General features: G+C 71.8%; 15 protein-coding genes. 7 read left to right on the top strand and 8 right to left on the bottom strand.

Features of this window, described 5'->3' with window-relative positions:
- Window positions 1–118: 118 nt before the first annotated feature.
- Window positions 119–781, bottom strand: a complete 663-nt coding sequence (locus tag ACWIF2_RS27100; RefSeq protein ID WP_454363294.1) for an SLATT domain-containing protein — start codon at window positions 779–781, stop codon at window positions 119–121.
- A gap of 183 nt (window positions 782–964) precedes the next feature.
- On the opposite strand from ACWIF2_RS27100, the gene ACWIF2_RS27105 reads away from it, so the two are divergent.
- A complete protein-coding gene (locus ACWIF2_RS27105) occupies window positions 965–2,314 on the top strand; it encodes a hypothetical protein (RefSeq protein WP_454363296.1) in 1,350 nt (449 codons plus the stop codon).
- A 41-nt stretch (window positions 2,315–2,355) separates the two neighbouring features.
- Here ACWIF2_RS27105 and ACWIF2_RS27110 read toward each other — a convergent pair whose 3' ends face one another.
- A complete protein-coding gene (locus ACWIF2_RS27110; RefSeq protein WP_454363298.1) occupies window positions 2,356–3,531 on the bottom strand; it encodes a Cmx/CmrA family chloramphenicol efflux MFS transporter in 1,176 nt (391 codons plus the stop codon).
- 161 nt (window positions 3,532–3,692) lie between these two features.
- Complete coding sequence (locus tag ACWIF2_RS27115) at window positions 3,693–4,631, bottom strand: DMT family transporter (protein WP_454363300.1); 939 nt, start codon at window positions 4,629–4,631, stop codon at window positions 3,693–3,695.
- A gap of 72 nt (window positions 4,632–4,703) precedes the next feature.
- On the opposite strand from ACWIF2_RS27115, the gene ACWIF2_RS27120 reads away from it, so the two are divergent.
- Window positions 4,704–5,288, top strand: a complete 585-nt coding sequence (locus ACWIF2_RS27120; RefSeq protein WP_454363302.1) for a TetR/AcrR family transcriptional regulator — start codon at window positions 4,704–4,706, stop codon at window positions 5,286–5,288.
- Window positions 5,289–5,327: 39 nt separating this feature from the next.
- Window positions 5,328–5,906, top strand: a complete 579-nt coding sequence (locus tag ACWIF2_RS27125; protein ID WP_454363303.1) for a YdeI/OmpD-associated family protein — start codon at window positions 5,328–5,330, stop codon at window positions 5,904–5,906.
- Between the two features lie 859 nt (window positions 5,907–6,765).
- Here ACWIF2_RS27125 and ACWIF2_RS27130 read toward each other — a convergent pair.
- Window positions 6,766–7,551 (bottom strand): S1 family peptidase, encoded by a 786-nt coding sequence (locus ACWIF2_RS27130; protein WP_382497006.1) that lies wholly within the window; start codon window positions 7,549–7,551, stop codon window positions 6,766–6,768.
- A gap of 228 nt (window positions 7,552–7,779) precedes the next feature.
- Window positions 7,780–8,385 carry a YceI family protein gene (locus ACWIF2_RS27135; RefSeq protein WP_454363305.1) on the bottom strand — a complete coding sequence of 202 codons (606 nt, stop codon included), beginning with the start codon at window positions 8,383–8,385 and terminating at the stop codon, window positions 7,780–7,782.
- Between the two features lie 382 nt (window positions 8,386–8,767).
- Here ACWIF2_RS27135 and ACWIF2_RS27140 point away from each other — a divergent pair, with 382 nt between their 5' ends.
- The 4 genes from ACWIF2_RS27140 to ACWIF2_RS27155 all read left to right on the top strand — a co-directional run bounded on the left by ACWIF2_RS27140 (window position 8,768) and on the right by ACWIF2_RS27155 (window position 14,296).
- Window positions 8,768–9,607 carry an SDR family NAD(P)-dependent oxidoreductase gene (locus tag ACWIF2_RS27140; RefSeq protein ID WP_454363307.1) on the top strand — a complete coding sequence of 280 codons (840 nt, stop codon included), beginning with the start codon at window positions 8,768–8,770 and terminating at the stop codon, window positions 9,605–9,607.
- Window positions 9,608–9,937: 330 nt separating this feature from the next.
- Window positions 9,938–12,328, top strand: coding sequence for a polysaccharide lyase 8 family protein (locus tag ACWIF2_RS27145; protein WP_454363309.1), 2,391 nt, complete (start codon window positions 9,938–9,940; stop codon window positions 12,326–12,328).
- A gap of 154 nt (window positions 12,329–12,482) precedes the next feature.
- Entirely contained in the window at window positions 12,483–14,066 is a 1,584-nt protein-coding gene (locus ACWIF2_RS27150; RefSeq protein WP_382496998.1) for an acyl-CoA carboxylase subunit beta, read from the top strand.
- A gap of 35 nt (window positions 14,067–14,101) precedes the next feature.
- Window positions 14,102–14,296, top strand: a complete 195-nt coding sequence (locus ACWIF2_RS27155) for an acyl-CoA carboxylase subunit epsilon (RefSeq protein ID WP_190200977.1) — start codon at window positions 14,102–14,104, stop codon at window positions 14,294–14,296.
- A gap of 185 nt (window positions 14,297–14,481) precedes the next feature.
- On the opposite strand, the gene ACWIF2_RS27160 is transcribed toward ACWIF2_RS27155, so the two are convergent.
- The 3 genes from ACWIF2_RS27160 to ACWIF2_RS27170 all read right to left on the bottom strand — a co-directional run bounded on the left by ACWIF2_RS27160 (window position 14,482) and on the right by ACWIF2_RS27170 (window position 16,130).
- Complete coding sequence (locus ACWIF2_RS27160; protein ID WP_009314218.1) at window positions 14,482–15,063, bottom strand: GTP-binding protein; 582 nt, start codon at window positions 15,061–15,063, stop codon at window positions 14,482–14,484.
- Window positions 15,044–15,622 carry a DUF742 domain-containing protein gene (locus tag ACWIF2_RS27165; RefSeq protein ID WP_184598587.1) on the bottom strand — a complete coding sequence of 193 codons (579 nt, stop codon included), beginning with the start codon at window positions 15,620–15,622 and terminating at the stop codon, window positions 15,044–15,046. Before ACWIF2_RS27165 ends, ACWIF2_RS27160 begins: the two co-directional genes overlap by 20 nt.
- Before the next feature lie 94 nt (window positions 15,623–15,716).
- A complete protein-coding gene (locus ACWIF2_RS27170) occupies window positions 15,717–16,130 on the bottom strand; it encodes a roadblock/LC7 domain-containing protein (RefSeq protein ID WP_003993185.1) in 414 nt (137 codons plus the stop codon).
- Between the last annotated feature and the right edge of the window lie 8 nt (window positions 16,131–16,138).

The following is a 16,138-nucleotide window of genomic DNA, read 5'->3' on the forward strand; positions in this document are numbered from 1 at the left end:
GGCGGTGGGGGTCCCCCCGCTCGAGCGAAGCCGAGAGTGGGGGAGGCACCCCGCTACGCCGGGCTGCGGACCCACCCGGCACCGGCACTCACGCGGAGCACCCGACAGTCGAGGTGGGTCACATCGCCGTATCCCGGGGACGCGGCACCGCATGCGCGTCCCCACCCCGATCGCGCCCAGACGCCCGGTCCAGCCGGAACAGCCCCGCCCCGTTGGTCCGCTGGCCGGGCGCGTGGACCGTGGCGCGGGTCAGTTCCTCGACCCCGTCGGCGAGGTATCCGACCCACGCCGACCCCTCGTCCTCGATGATCCGCTGCGCGTCCGTCCGCAACCGCTCGATCACGCCGAGCAGCGCGGCCTGCTCCTTGTCACTGGGGGAGTCCGTGGCCCGCAGATACGCCTGCGCCCACTCGGTCTGCGCCCTCTTGAGGATCTGCTGCAGCGCCTGCTGCGTACGGATGTAGCGCGTCCAGGACGCCGAGAACCCGAAGATCCGGTCGAAGAGCACACAGCCCGCCCCGCCGGCCAGGAACACGAAGCCCCACTCGGGCTGCAAGGCCGTGGGGGCGGCCGCGTGCACCAGGGGAGTGAGCGTGCCGACGATGCCCAGCAGCGCGGCCAGCGCCCGCAGCGACCGCGACCACCGCGACGGCCCCCGGCGCCGCGCCAGGTACCAGCCGATCGCCGTCGTCACCTCCGCCTCGGCATGCCGGAACAGCTCCCACAACAGGTCCGCCCGCGCACGCGAACGGTCCAGCTCGGCGAGGGCGGACACTGTCATGTCCGCGGCCCTGTGTCTTCCGAACATGCCCCTGATCCCGCCCTTTCCGCTGCGACCGGTGGACCGGCCGGACCCGGCACGGCCCACGGCAGTGAGCCAGAGGCATCGTAGGCGCAGTGGCGTCCCGAAATCCCCGCTCCTATCGATATCCCTTTCTGTGCCGATTCAGGTAGTTTCGAACATATGAAGGCCGCGCTGGTGCGTACCCTCGTACGTCTGCTGATCGTGCCGGTCGCCGCCGTACTGGTGGCGCTGATGGCCGGTGCGCCGGGTGCGCACGCGGCCACCGACCTCTCGAAGGTCGCCGAGGAACTGCGCGAGAACCCCGTCTACGTCGGTCCGGCCGCCTCCGACCAGCTGGCCGCCTCGGACGCCGAGGCGCTCGCCGACAAGATCAAGGACGCGGACAAGCCCGTCTTCGTGGCGGTCCTCCCGGCCGACGTCCCCACGCAGGACCTCTTCCGGAACCTCCGCACCGAGACCGGCGTGACCGGCCTGTACGGCATCCGTCTCGGAGATGAGTTCGACGCCCGTGCGGACAGCGCGGTGATGAGCCGCCAGGCGGTGTCCAACCTGGTCACGGCCGTGCAGGACACGGGCGACACCAAGGCCCAGCTGAACGACTTCGTCGACGACGCCCTGCGCAGCGTGGGCGGCTCGGCGCCGAGCAGCTGGAGCGACGGCTCCGGCACCGACGTGCCGGTCGGCGGCCTGATCACGTTCGGCGCCCTGGCCGCGGCCGGCGGCGTGGGCACCTACGCGGTGGTCCGGCGCAACCGGCGCCGCCACGAGGAGGAGCAGCGGGCGGCCCTGGAGAAGCTGCGGGTGGTGGTCGACGAGGACATCACCGCCTTCGGCGAGGAGCTCGACCGTCTCGACTTCCATCCCGGGGAGCCCGGCGCCGACGACGCGATGCGCGCCGACTACGAGCGTGCCCTGGACTCCTACGAGCGGGCGAAGTCCCTGATGGCGGCAGCCGTCAAACCGGAGGACGTCCGGCCCGTCACCCAGACCGTGGAGGACGGCCGCTTCTCCCTGGCCCGACTCGCGGCCCGGCGCGAGGGCGACCGGTTGCCGGAGCGCCGCCCGCCCTGCTTCTTCGACCCGCGCCACGGCCCCTCGGTCGCCGACGCGAGCTGGACGCCCTCGGGCGGGACCGTGCGCGACGTCCCGGTCTGCGCGGCCGACCAGGCCCGGCTCGCCGAGGGCCGCGACCCGGTGATCCGCGAGGTCGACACCGACTACGGCCGCCGCCCGTACTGGGAGGCCGGCCCGGCGTACGGCCCCTGGGCCGGCGGCTACTTCGCCGGCGGCATCCTGCCCGGCCTCCTCGTCGGCACCCTGCTCGGCAGCATGATGGCCGCCCCCGCCTACGCCGCCGACTACGGCTCCGGCTACGGCGACTTCGGCGGGTACGAGGGCGGTGACGTCTCCGGCGCCAACTTCGACTCCGGCGACTTCGGCGGCGGCTTCGGGGGAGGGGACTACGGTGGCGGAGGCTTCGGTGGCGGGGACTTCGGGGGCGGGTTCTGAATCCGGCAGCGTCTTAGTGGGCCTCGCCCCGCCGCCTGAGATCAACGCCGCAGCGGCTCTTGGCCGTGCGAGAGACGCCCTCGCTGCCGCCACATCGCCCCGGCCACGACGCCCGCGAGCGCGACCAGCCCCGCGCTCACCCACACCGGCGACCGGTACCCGAACCCGGCGCCGATCGCCGCGCCACCGGCCCAAGGGCCCAGCGCGGCGCCCACGTTGAACGCGGCCGTGGCGAAACCCCCGGCCAACGTGGGCGCGCCCGGCGCCGCGTACAGCACCTGGGCGATCAGCGTGGAGCCGACGCCGAACGACAGCGCCCCCTGCACGAAGACGAGCCCGAAGGCCAGGACGGGGTGCCCGGCCCCGAGGGCCAGCAGGCACCAGCCCACGCCGACCGCGACGCCCCCGCAGGCGAGGACCGGCACCGGACGCCGGTCGGCGAACCGCCCCGCGGCGGTCACCCCCACGAACGACCCGGCCCCGAACAGCGCGAGTACCCCGGGCACCCATGCGCTGCCCAGCCCCGTCACCTCGGTGACCAGCGGCGCGAGATAGGTGAAGGCGCAGAACGTCGCGCCGTTCACGAGGGCGCCCAGCAGCAGGGTGACCACCAGCCGAGGGTCGCGCAGCGACCGCAGCTCACCGCGCAGCGCGGGCGGCGTGCCCTCGGCCGTCCCGCCCGGCACGGACCATGCCACGGCCACCAGCGCCGGCAGCGACACCAGCGCCACGGCCCAGAACGCCGTACGCCAGCCCCACAGCCCGCCCAGCACGGCCCCGGCGGGCACCCCGGCCACACACGCCAGCGTCACCCCGCCCAGCAGCGTGGACGTCGCCCGGCCCTTCGCGTCCGCCGGGACCATGTCCACGGCGGCCACGAGGGCGACGGCGAGGAACCCGGCGTTGGCGAGCGCCCCCACGACCCGTGTGGCGAGCAGTACCTCGAAACTGCCGGTGAGAGCACCGACGACATGCACGGCGAGAAAGACGACGAGGAACGCCGACAGCGCACCCCGCCGCGACCAGCGCCGCGCGAGACCCGCCACGAGCGGCGCCCCCACGACCATTCCCGCCGCGAAGGCGGAGGTCAGCGCGCCCGCCTGGGGTACGGACACCCCCAGATCCCGCGCGATGTCCGGCACCAGCCCGGACAGCATGAACTCGGACGTTCCCTGCGCGAACACGGCAAGGCCCAGCAGAAGAAGAGCGAACGGCATGAGGAAACTCCGCACCCGGAAGTCGACGACGAACACGACACGTCGGTCGGCGATCCGGCGGCGGAGCGAAGAAGGGGCCTCAGCGGCCCGGCATCACAAGCGGCCACCGGAGAGCCGGTGGCCGAACTCTGGACGCCTCGGGGCTGGACACGACAGGCACGTTAGGCGGCTTCGGAGGACCGGGTCCACCGGTTTTCGCGCCGCTCGCCCCGGGCTGCGGTCAGGGCCCCGTTCCCCCTGCCTCCACCGCGGTGGACGATGACGACGGCCGCGAGGCAGACGGCCAGCCCGAGGGCGGTCTGGACGCCGAACGGCTCGCCGAACATGAGCGCGCCCCAGACGGCCGTGACTGGGGCCATGAGGAACATCAGGGTGTTGACCTCAGTGACGCCGGAGCGCTTCAGGATGAGCCAGTACAGCCCGTATCCGCCGAACGTGGACAGGCCCACGAGCCAGGCGACCGCCACCCAGAACGCGCCCTCGGCCGGCGGCGCGGCGGCTCCGGCGCCCAGGGCCAGGGCGGTGAAGAGGACGGCGCTGGTGGCGCAGTGGACGGTCAGTGACACCGAGGGAGCGACCCGGGAGCGGGAGCGGCTCTCCAGGAACGTCGCCGCGACCAGGGACAGCATGCCGAGCAGCGGAATGGCGTACGCCCACCAGGCCACGTCCCTCCCGGCGGCGGCGTCGGCCAGGGTGACCACGGTGACGCCGCCCAGCCCCAGGCCCAGGCCGATCCACTGCCGGCCCGAGACATAGCTCCCGAGCAGCGGTCCCGCGAGGGCTCCGGCGACGAGGGGCTGGATGCCGTCGATCAGGGCCGTGGTGCCGCTGGAGACGCCGAGCTGGATGGCGTAGTAGACGCTCAGCAGATAGCCGCTCTGCGACAGCACGCCGACCACGGCCTGCCGGGTCACGTCCCGGGCGGTGAGCCCCCGCCAGGCCGACCGTGTGAGGACGGCGACGGCGAGGAGGACGACGGCCAGCGGCAGGAACCGCCACATCAGGACCGTGAGCGCGGACGCGCTGCCCGCACCGAGCTTGGCTCCGATGAACCCGGAGCTCCAGCACAGGACGAAGGCGAGGGAGAGCAGGATGTTCACGACATCACAACCAATAGACAGATCGGTATACCCGTTCGCTCTCGACTATACAGATCGGTATACTCGGGTGCCATGGGTACCACCGCCGAGAACCCCCGCCGGATCACGCTGACGCCCGCCGCCCGCCGTGCCCTGGAGGCCGCCGGGCGGCTTTTCTACGAGCGCGGCATCCACGCCGTCGGGGTCGATCTCATCGCCGCGGAGGCCGGGGTGACGAAGAAGACCCTCTACGACCGGTTCGGCTCCAAGGAGCAGATCGTCGTGGAGTACCTCGCCGACCGCGACGAGCGCTGGCGGGCCTTCCTCGGCGAACACCTCGACGCGGCGGGGCCCGACCCGCGGGAGCGCGTCCTGGCGATCTTCGACGCCTCGCGGGCGTGGGCGCGGGACAGCAGCCCCAAGGGGTGCAGCATGGTCAACGCCCACGCGGAGATCAGCGACCCCGGCCACCCGGCCCACCCGATCATCACCGGCCAGAAGCAGTGGATGCTCGCCCTGTTCAGCCGCCTCGCCGCGGACATCGCCCCGGAGGAACCAGCCGGTCTGGCCCGGGCGTTGATGCTGCTGCACGAGGGCGCGCTCGTCGCCCACGGCCTGAACATCTTCCCGGACGCCATCGCCGACGCCCGCGAACAGGCACGCGCGCTGCTCGCGTAGCGGACGGAATCTGTCCTACTCGGTCCCTACGGTGGCGCCATGACCACCTCCGACGGCACGGACCCGCTCGCCTTCGCCACCGTGGCCGACCTGGACGCCTGGCTGACGGCCCATCCCGCCCCGTATCCCGGCCTCTGGGTCAAGGTCGCCAAGAAGGGCTCGGGCATTCCCTCCGTCAGCGCCGCCGACGTCAACGACGTGGCGCTCTGCCACGGCTGGATCACCGGGCAGCGCAAGCGCCTCGACGAGTCGTACTACCTCCAGAGGATCACCCCGCGACGCCCCGGCAGCCTCTGGTCCATGGTCAACGTCCGACGGGTGGAGGAACTGACCGCCGCCGGCCGGATGCGCCCCGGCGGACACGAGGAGGTGAAGTCCGCGAAGGCGGACGGCCGATGGACCGCGGCCTACGCGTCCCAACAGGAGGCCGAGGTCCCGGAAGACCTCGCCTCAGCCCTGGCCCTGAGCCCCCGTGCCGCGGCGGCCTTCGAAAAACTCGGCCGAACAGACCGCTACCTCACGATGCTCGCCATCCTCCGAGCCCGAACACCACGGACCCGGGCGGCACAGGTGACCGCGGCGATCACGAAGCTGGAGGCGGGGGAGCGGGACGGTTGAGCCCGACGGGCGGACCGGGTCAACGACAGTTGCTCTGCCGCGGGGCGGCGGACGGGCCGGGTTGCGGGAGCCTCGCCGGCACGGGCGCGGGTTCGGTGTCGGATGGGCCGACTCGACGGTGGTGCCCCATCGGCCGGGCGGGGGTTCGGCGTTGGGCGGCTGTGTGGACGGGAGGGCGCCCCACTCTTCGGCCAGAGCAGGTGTCGGCCGGGCCGGACTGACCGGGGCCCTCGCCTCATGGGCGCGGCTCGGGGCTGGGTCGGTCGATTCGACGGGAGCCGCCGCATCGCGTGGGCGCGGGCCGCCCGGGGCGCCCTGACGCTCGGTCGGGTTCCCACCGCCGGACGGGCCGGGCGACGGGGACCCGTCGTTCGGGCGGGGCGCTGCGTTGGGCGGGCTGTGTCGACAGGAGGTCGCCCTGTCGGGGCCGAGTAGACCGGCGGTCAACTCACCGCTCGGGTGCGGGCTCGGCGTCGGACGGGCCGACGCGGTCGGGTGCCAGCACCGTATGCCCCCGGCCTGCCGCTGGTCCTGCCGACTGCGGCCGGCGGTCACCCCCGCCCCCCGGGCACGGGCCTGGGCCCGGCGCCGCGCGGCCGACGCGGTCAGGTGCCAGCACCGTATGCCCCCGGCCTGCCGCTGGACCTGCCGACTGCGGCCGGCGGTCACGCCCACCCGGCGGGCACGGGCTTGGGCCCGGCGCCGCGCGGCCGACTCGGTCGGTGCCAACACCGCCTGAGCCCGGCCCGCCGCCGTACGTGCCGACCTCAACCGGCGGTCACCCCACCGCACCACCACGGGTCCGGCGCCCAAAGGCACCGGACCCGCGAGGTTCTGTTACCGAGGGGCCGAGGGTGGGTCAGAGTGTGGACGCCGCCGAGGCTATGGCGGAGGCGAAGGTGGAGACCTCCGTGTACACGCCGGGGGCCTCGGGCCGGGCGCAGCCCTCGCCCCAGCTGACGATGCCGACCTGGATCCAGGCGCCGGCGTTGTCCTTACGGAACATCGGGCCGCCGGAGTCGCCCTGGCAGGTGTCGACGCCGCCCGCGTCGAAGCCGGCGCAGATCTCCTCGTTCGCGACGAGGCCGCTGTACAGACCGCCGTAGGCCTTGCACGCGGCGTCGCTGACGAACGGCACGGTCGCCTTCAGGAGGTAGCGCTGCTGGGAGCCGCCCTCACGGTTCGCGCCCCAGCCGGCGACGGTGAAGTCACCGGTGTTGTACTGCGAGGTCGTGGCGATCTTCAGGGTGGGCAGATTGATCGGCTGGGCGAGCTTGATGAGCGCCCAGTCCTTGCCGGTGCCGTTGTAGCCGGGCGCGCGGAGCACCTTGGTGGAGCGCACCTGGACCCGGCCGCTCGTGGACTGCAGGTCGACCACCCCCGCGGTGGCGGTGATGCTCGTGTTGTTGCCGGAACTGCCCACGCAGTGCGCGGCCGTGAGCACGATCTGCTGGGTGTAGAGCGCGCCGCCGCAGCCCATGGACAGCCTGACCATGAACGGGAACTCGCCCTGCGCGGCCCGCGTCCCGCCGACGACGGGCGACGGCGCGGCCTGCGCCGAGGTGACGGGCTGAAGGCTGGCGATCGCGAGCGCGGCCGCGCCGACGACCGCGCATCTCTTGAGGGCCGTGAGAAGTCTCTTCAACGTGATGCCTTCCGTGGGGGGTTGACCTGGGGAGATGTACAACCGAAGCATCCGTTTGACGAGCGCATGTCAGCAGCAGGGCCAAAAAAACGTCCATGTGCTGGCATGGACCGGTCAAAATTCTGCTGCTGGATTATGAGAACGCCGCGAGTCCTCGCACAAGAGGCCCGATTCGGCCACGCCGTAGGGAGTCGTCCCGTACGGCGTGGCCGGAGAGGTTCAGGAGGTTCAGGCGTTCCTGATCGCCGAGATGTCGAAGTTCAGCTTGATCTTGTCGGAGACGAGCACGCCGCCGGTCTCCAGGGCGGCGTTCCACGTCAGGCCCCACTCCGAGCGCAGGATCTCCGCCTTGCCCTCGAAGCCGACGCGCTCGTTGCCGAAGGGGTCCTTCGCGGCGCCGTTGAACTCCAGGTCGATGGCGAGCGGGCGGGTCGTGCCGAGGATCGTCAGGTCGCCGGTGATGCGGTAGTCGTCGCCACCGAGGGACTCCGCCTTGGTGGAGCGGAACGTCATGGTCGGGAACTCGTCCGCCTTGAAGAAGTCCGCGCTCTTGAGGTGGCCGTCCCGGTCGGCGTTGCCCGTCTCGATGCTGTCCATCACGACGTCGAGGGAGGCCGAGGACTGCGAAGGGTCGGTGCCGTCGAGGTGGAGGGTGCCGGTGAAGTCCTGGAAGCTGCCCTTGACGTTGGTGACCATCGCGTGGCGGGCGACGAAGCCGATCGTCGAGTGCGCGGGGTCGATCGTGTAGTCGCCGGTCAGGGCGGCCAGCTCCGGTCGCACGGCGCCGGACGTGGCGGTGGCGGTCTCGGTGTCCTTGCTGCTGAAGATGCTCATGGGTGGCCTCCTGCGAGTGATGTGATGACGTCTCTTGATGTTGAATCTTGAACTACATCAACGCGCCCCACCGTAGACCTATTCCGGTTCAATGTTCAACATCATCGGGGACTGTGTCGCGATACCGCCGCCTGGCGGCACCCCGCGGCCCGCAGGAGTGGTCCTGCCGCGGCTCTCGCGGACGAGCCCGGCCCGTGGACCGCCTACGGAAACGGGCACGTCGGACCGGGTGGGCCGGACCCGGCGGAGGGCTCCAGCGCTGGCGCGGTGCACCGGGATGGCGGTGTCCTGGAAAGAGGAGGTTCCGTGTGAAGGGACCCGCAGGGCCCCGCATGGAGACAGACGAGACCACGGCGGACGTACAGCGCAGGGAGACCGACCGATGACACTCACCGGCTCCGGCTCGGCCTACGACCCACCGGGCCCCGCCCCACGCGGCCCCTCGGCCCCCTCGAGAGTGCGCGAGCACGGACCGGCGCGGCGTCTGGACCGGCGCGTGGCCCTCGTCACCGGCGCCTCCTCGGGCATCGGGGCGGCGACGGCACGGCGCTTCGCCATGGACGGCTGGCAACTGCTCCTCAACGGACGCGACCGGCGTTGCCTGGAGCGGACGGCGTCCGGCACCTCGGCCCTCGTACTGCCCGCCGACCTCGCCGCCCCGGACGGTCCGCGCCTGCTGGCCCAGTCCGCGCTGCACACGACCGGCCGGATCGACGTCCTGGTCGCCGGGGCGGGCATCGGCTGGACGGGCTCGTTCGCCACCATGCCGCACACCGACATCGACCGGGTGCTGGCCCTGGACCTCAACGCCACGCTCCACCTCGTGCGCGAAGTGCTGCCGTCCATGATCGCGTCCGGCCGGGGCCGGGTGGTGCTGCTGGGCTCGGTCGCGGGCAGCGGGGGCGTACGGGAGGAAGCGGTGCACTCCGCCGCCAAGGCGGGCCTCGCCGCCTTCGCCGGGGCACTGCGCCAGGAACTGCGCGGCACGGGCGTGGGCGTGACCCTCGTCGTGCCCGGCCGCGTCGGCTCCACCCGCCGGGGCGGCCCCCACGACCGCACCACCCCGCGTCCCGTCTCACCCGGCTCCGTCGCCCGCGAGATCTTCGAGTCCGTGCGCCACGACCGCGACGAGGCACACGCCCCCGCATGGCGAACCCTCCCGAGCCGCCTCAGGGCCCTGGCCCCGGGGCTGTACCGCCGCATACCGAACCGCTTCGGCTGACCGGAGCCGGCACCCGCCGGGAGGCCGGCCTCGGCGTAGACCCCGTTCCCTGCCCGGTGCTTGGCCCCTGGCCATGCCACCCCAAACGCCCGCTTCCCGGCGCCTGCTCGGCCCGGCCCATCCCCCTTCGCGGCCCCGACCACGTCGTCGTCGCCCCCGACCCGTAGCGGCCCCACCCCCTCCTCACCGCCCGCCTCTCCGCACCCCCCCACCGCCGAAGCACCCGCCCGACGTGCCGTCCGGCCGCCCCGCATCCCTCGTTCCGCCATCCCGGTCACTCCGGCCGAATCCTCCGTTCAGGTGACCGCCTCCCCGTGGTAGGGCATGGGCATGACTCCCCAGCGTCGCGTCTTCCCCCGCCGTACGGCCAAGGCCGCCGCCACCCTGTTGGGCCCCAGCCGCCGGGCTTTGCTGCTCGCGGCCGCGGCGCTGGCGGCGACCGGGGGCGCTGCGCCCGCGCCCCACGGCACGGATGCTCCCGAAGCCGAGGATCCGTACGAAACCCTCCGCCGACGCTGGCTCGGTATCGCGCTCGGCGACGGCTACGACCCGGCCGCGGAGCCGTACGCCTCCCGGCTCGCCGAGACCGGTGAACTCGCCCGCCGCCTGCGCGCCACCATGGCCCCGGCGGCGAACTCACTCTGGCCCGGGCACCCCTTCGACCCGCCGGCCGGCATCACCCTCAGCTACGGCCGCCTGTGGACCATGACCCAGGCCTACGTCCAGCAGGGCACCGGCTCGACCGCCGACCCGGATCTCCTCGCCGACGTCCTGCGCGGCCTCGACCACCTCTCCGAGACCGTCTACAACCCTTCCACGACCCGCTACGGCAACTGGTGGGAATGGCAGATCGGCAGCCCCCGCCTGCTCACCGACATCACAGCCGCCCTCCACGACGAGTTGGGCGGCCCACGTGTCCAGGCCGCCTGCGCAGCCGTCGACCACTTCGTCCCCGACTCGGCCCTCGGCGACTACACCGGCACCTCCACCGGCGCCAACCGCGTCGACCTGTGCCGCTCCGTCGCCCTGCGCGGCATCCTCGGCCGCGACCCGGCCAAGATCGCCCTCGCCCGTGACGCGCTCTCCCCGGTCTTCCCGTACGTCACCCGGGGCGACGGCCTCTACGCCGACGGCTCCTTCGTCCAGCACACCTGGGTCGCCTACTCGGGCACCTACGGACAGGTCATGCTCGACGGCCTCGGCCGGATCTTCGCCCTGCTCGCCGGATCCGACTGGGCGGTCACCGACCCGAACCGGCAGATCATCCTCGACAGCGTCGAGCACGCCTACGCCCCGCTCATCCACGACGGACTGGTCATGGACAGCGTCAACGGCCGGGCCATCAGCCGTGGTTACCTCACCACCGACGACCGCAAGGTCATGCGGAGCGATCACTTCCACGGACAGCAGCTCATCGCGGCCATCGCCCTTCTCGCGGCCGCCGCGAGCCCCGCCGAACGCGACCGCTGGCACGCCCGCGTCAAGGGCTGGATCGAACGGGACACGGTCACCCCGGTCCTGACGGCACCCCAGTTCGGCGTGGCCGACCTGGCCCGGCTGCACGCCATCGCCGCCTCACCCGTCCCGGCCGCACCCGAACCCACGGGGCACCACCTCTTCGCCGCCATGGACCGTGCCGTCCACCGCCGCCCCGGCATCACCGTGAACATCGCCATGGCCAGCGACCGCATCGCCCACTACGAGTGCGGCAACGGCGAGAACCCACGCGGCTGGCACACCGGCGCGGGAATGGTCAGCTGGTGGTCCGGTACGAGCGACCAGTACACGGACTGGTTCTGGCCGACGGTGGACTGGTACCGCCTGCCCGGCACCACCGTCTCCACCAGACGCCTGGCCGACCGCGAAGGCGGCGAGTGGGGCACCGCCCGCCCGGACGCGCGCTGGGTCGGCGGCACCACCGACGGCACGTACGCCGCGCTCGGCCAGCACCTCAAGGGCCTCGGCTCCACCCTCCAGGCCCGCAAGTCCTGGTTCTGCGTCGCGGACGCGGTGATCTGCCTCGGCGCGGGGATCAGCTGCGCCGACGGCGTCCCGGTCGAGACGATCGTCGACAACCGCAACCTGGGCGAGTCCGGCACCCAGGCCTTCGTCCAGGGCCGGAACAAGGACCGGAACTGGGCCCACCTGGAGGACCACGGCGGCTGGGTCCTGCTCGACGGCGAGCCCAAGGCGCTGCGCGAGGACCGCACCGGCGCCTGGGCCGACATCAACACCGGCAGCACCCCGGAGCGCCGCACCCGTCGCTGGCAGACCCTCTGGCTCGACCACGGCACCGACCCCGAGGACGCCACATACGCCTACGTCCTCATGCCCGGGGCGTCCCGCCGCGCGGTCGCACGCCGTGCGGCCGACCGCCGCTGGCTGTCGGTCCTCGCCAACGACGCGACCCGCCAGGCCGTCACCGTGCCCTCCCTCGGCTGCACGGCCGCGAACTTCTGGCAGGCCGGCACGGCGGGCCCGCTCACCGCTTCCGCCGGCGCGAGCGTGCTGACCGTCCGCCGAGGCCGTACCGCTACCCTCTGTGCGAGCGAGCCGCCCCGCACGGGCAAGCCGCTGGAGATCACCTGGGACCGCCCGGTCCGCCGGGTCGTCCGCGCGGACGAGACCGTCGAGGTGCTCTCGACCGGCCCTCGACTGCGCCTGCGCGTCACCCCGGGGGAGGAATGCGCGATGCACCGATGTGAGGTGACTCTCGGTTGAGGTCGTTGTGCGACCCCTACAAGCGGTACACCCTCTGAGCAGTCGGATTGGCTGCACTCCGCCATGGTTCTGTTCAGGGGTACCAGGAAAACACGCCGGAGACTGTGAGGAGTCGACGGCCCGCTTTCCTGGGTTGGCTTCGTAAGGTCACTACATGACCGTTTTGGATGAGGCGCCGGGTGAGCCGACCGACGCGCGCGGACGCGTGGCCGAACTGCACGAGATCCGTGCGCAGGCGGTGGCCGGACCGAGCGAGAAGGCGACCAAGGCGCAGCACGCCAAGGGCAAGCTGACCGCGAGGGAGCGCATCGAGCTGCTCCTCGACCCGGATTCCTTCCGCGAGGTCGAGCAGCTGCGCCGGCACCGGGCCACGGGCTTCGGCCTGGAAGCCAAGAAGCCGTACACCGACGGTGTGATCACCGGCTGGGGGACGGTGGAGGGCCGGACGGTCTTCGTCTACGCCCATGACTTCCGGGTCTTCGGCGGCGCGCTGGGAGAGGCCCACGCCACCAAGATCCACAAGATCATGGACATGGCCATCGCAGCCGGGGCGCCCCTGGTCTCGCTGAACGACGGCGCCGGCGCCCGTATCCAGGAGGGTGTCTCCGCCCTCGCCGGCTACGGCGGCATCTTCCAGCGCAACACCAAGGCCTCGGGCGTGATCCCGCAGATCTCGGTGATGCTCGGCCCGTGCGCGGGCGGCGCGGCGTACAGCCCCGCCCTGACGGACTTCGTGTTCATGGTCCGCGAGACCTCGCAGATGTTCATCACCGGCCCGGACGTCGTCAAGGCGGTCACCGGCGAGGAGATCACCCAGAACGGCCTCGGCGGCGCCGATGTGCACGCGGAGACCAGTGGTGTCTGCCACTTCGCCTACGACGACGAAGAGACCTGCATCGCCGAGGTCCGCTACCTCCTCTCCCTGCTCCCGCAGAACAACCGTGAGAACCCGCCCCGCGCGGAGGCCACGGACGCGGTGGACCGCCGCTCGGACGTCCTGCTGGACCTGGTCCCGGCGGACGGCAACCGGCCGTACGACATGGCCAAGGTCATCGAGGAGATCGTCGACGACGGCGACTACCTGGAGGTCCACGAGCGCTGGGCGCGGAACATCATCTGCGCGCTGGGCCGGATGGACGGCCAGGTCGTCGGCATCGTCGCCAACCAGCCCCAGGCGCTCGCCGGCGTCCTGGACATCGAGGCCTCCGAGAAGGCGGCCCGCTTCGTCCAGATGTGCGATGCCTTCAACATCCCGATCATCACTCTTCTGGACGTGCCCGGCTTCCTGCCCGGCGTCGACCAGGAGCACGGTGGGATCATCCGCCACGGCGCGAAGCTGCTCTACGCCTACTGCAACGCCACCGTGCCGAGGATCTCGCTGATCCTGCGCAAGGCCTACGGAGGTGCGTACATCGTCATGGACAGCCAGTCCATCGGTGCGGACCTCACCTACGCCTGGCCGACGAACGAGATCGCCGTCATGGGCGCGGAGGGTGCGGCCAACGTCATCTTCCGCCGCCAGATCGCCGAGGCCGAGGACCCCGAGGCCATGCGGGCCCGCATGGTCAAGGAGTACAAGTCCGAGCTGATGCACCCGTACTACGCGGCGGAGCGCGGCCTGGTCGACGACGTCATCGACCCCGCCGAGACCCGCGAGGTCCTGATCAAGTCCCTCGCGATGCTCCAGACCAAGCACGCCGACCTGCCTTCCCGCAAGCACGGCAACCCTCCGCAGTAACCCGGCGGACATCTCTCTCACGGAGACTGACACCCATGGACACCCCTGACATCCGCGTCGAGAAGGGCCACGCCGAGCCCGAGGAAGTCGCTGCCATCACGGCGATCCTCCTGGCCCGCGCCGCCGCCCGCCCCACCGACCCGACCCCGACGCACCGCGGCCGCGCCAAGGCCGGCTGGCGCCGCCTGGAACGCGAGCCGGGCTTCCGAGCCCCTCACAGCTGGCGCTGACCCCCAGCAACCGAGAGAGGCCCCTCCACACGGAGGGGCCTCTCTTGATTGTTCGAGGGGCGCGGCAACTGCCCTGCTTTTGGGGGCGCGGGGAACTGCGCGAACAACCACACACAACCCGCACCCGGCAACGCAACAGCCCCCGGCAACCCAGAGGCCGCCAGGGGCTGTCCCACAGCTACTGACTAACGAAGCCGTGCCATGAGCGCGTGCTCAACCAGCGTGATCAACGCAGACTTCGCATCGGCCCGATGCCGCGCATCCGTCGTGATGATCGGCGTGTCCGGCCCGATCTGCAGAGCCTCCCGCACCTCGTCCGGGTTGTACGGCTGCTGCCCGTCGAACCCGTTCAGCGCGATCACGAACGGCAGACCCGAGTTCTCGAAGTAGTCGACGGCCGGGAAGCAGTCCGCCAGACGCCGCGTGTCCACCAGCACGATCGCGCCGATGGCACCCCGCACCAGGTCGTCCCACATGAACCAGAAGCGGTCCTGACCGGGCGTACCGAAGAGGTACAGGATCAGGTCCTGGTCCAGGGTGATACGGCCGAAGTCCATGGCGACCGTGGTGGTCGTCTTGTCCCCGGTGTGGGTGAGGTCGTCGATGCCGGCCGAAGCTGACGTCATGACGGCCTCGGTACGCAGCGGGTTGATCTCCGAGACGGCCCCGACGAACGTGGTCTTGCCCACGCCGAAGCCACCCGCCACCACGATCTTCGCTGAGGTGGTGGAGCGGGAAGGACCGCCGCTAGAGCTTGCGAAGTCCACTGAGCACCCTTTCGAGCAGTGTCACGTCTGGCTGGCCGCCGGCGTTCTCGTCGCCGCCGGGCTGATGGATGGCGACCAGTCCCGCCTCCGCCAAGTCGGCGACGAGGATCCTGGCCACGCCGAGAGGGATCGTGAGGAGCGCCGAGATCTCGGCGACCGACTTGATTTCCCGGCAGAGGTTGCAGATCCGCTGATGCTCGGGCAACTGGCCCTGCATCTGGTGCGGCTGCGCAGTGGTGTGCACCAGCGCCTCGATGGCGAGCTGGTAGCGCGGGCGGGTCCGGCCACCGGTCATGGCGTACGGACGCACCAGCGGGTTGTTCGACGCCCCGGCGGGCGCCGGCTCGGGGGTGCGGCGCTGCGGCTGCACAGGCTGGATACGCGGGGCCGGTGGCTGGTCGTACGGCGACGGGCCGGGGCCCTGCGGCGCGTACGGCTGCCGGTGGCTCGGTGTGGAGGGGAAGTTGTAACGGTTCGGGTTCTGGGCACCGTCGTTCTGGCCCTGGGCAGGGCCGTACGACCAGTTGCCCGAAGACGAACCGCCTGGGGGTGTTGCCACTTTCTCCTCCTCCGACTGTGCCTGGCACCCATCGCTGTGGAGCCGCGTCCCGAAACTTTACGGCCACGGGACGCCAAAACGCACCGTCCGTCCGTTAGTTGAGCAGGCTCCCCTGGAGCTCCGCACGAAGGTCCGGTGTCAGGACCGTACCGGCTCGGTCGACCAGCAGTGCCATCTCGTACCCGATGAGACCGATGTCCGCCTCGGGATGTGCGAGAACCGCGAGGGAGGAGCCGTCGGATACGGACATGATGAAGAGGAATCCCCGCTCCATCTCCACAACCGTCTGGTTCACGGCGCCTCCCTCGAAGATCCGGGATGCGCCCGCCGTCAGTGACGTCAGACCGGAAGCGACGGCCGCGAGCTGGTCGGCGCGGTCGCGGGGGAAGCCTTCGGACATCGCCAGAAGGAGTCCGTCGGCGGAGACCACCACCGTGTGGGACACCCCCGGGGTGTTGTCCACGAAGTTGGTGATCAACCAGTTCAGGTTCTGTGCCGCCTGGCTCATCGGGCTCA

The sequence above is a fragment of the Streptomyces sp. NPDC055506 genome (assembly GCF_053643595.1).

Coding starts and splice junctions, on each gene's coding strand:
- ACWIF2_RS27100 (WP_454363294.1), bottom strand. CDS start 781: ATGACAGTGTCCGCCCTCGCCGAGCTGGACCGTTCGCGTGCGCGGGCG.
- ACWIF2_RS27105 (WP_454363296.1), top strand. CDS start 965: ATGAAGGCCGCGCTGGTGCGTACCCTCGTACGTCTGCTGATCGTGCCG.
- ACWIF2_RS27110 (WP_454363298.1), bottom strand. CDS start 3,531: ATGCCGTTCGCTCTTCTTCTGCTGGGCCTTGCCGTGTTCGCGCAGGGA.
- ACWIF2_RS27120 (WP_454363302.1), top strand. CDS start 4,704: ATGGGTACCACCGCCGAGAACCCCCGCCGGATCACGCTGACGCCCGCC.
- ACWIF2_RS27125 (WP_454363303.1), top strand. CDS start 5,328: ATGACCACCTCCGACGGCACGGACCCGCTCGCCTTCGCCACCGTGGCC.
- ACWIF2_RS27135 (WP_454363305.1), bottom strand. CDS start 8,385: ATGAGCATCTTCAGCAGCAAGGACACCGAGACCGCCACCGCCACGTCC.
- ACWIF2_RS27140 (WP_454363307.1), top strand. CDS start 8,768: ATGACACTCACCGGCTCCGGCTCGGCCTACGACCCACCGGGCCCCGCC.
- ACWIF2_RS27145 (WP_454363309.1), top strand. CDS start 9,938: ATGACTCCCCAGCGTCGCGTCTTCCCCCGCCGTACGGCCAAGGCCGCC.
- ACWIF2_RS27150 (WP_382496998.1), top strand. CDS start 12,483: ATGACCGTTTTGGATGAGGCGCCGGGTGAGCCGACCGACGCGCGCGGA.
- ACWIF2_RS27155 (WP_190200977.1), top strand. CDS start 14,102: ATGGACACCCCTGACATCCGCGTCGAGAAGGGCCACGCCGAGCCCGAG.
- ACWIF2_RS27170 (WP_003993185.1), bottom strand. CDS start 16,130: ATGAGCCAGGCGGCACAGAACCTGAACTGGTTGATCACCAACTTCGTG.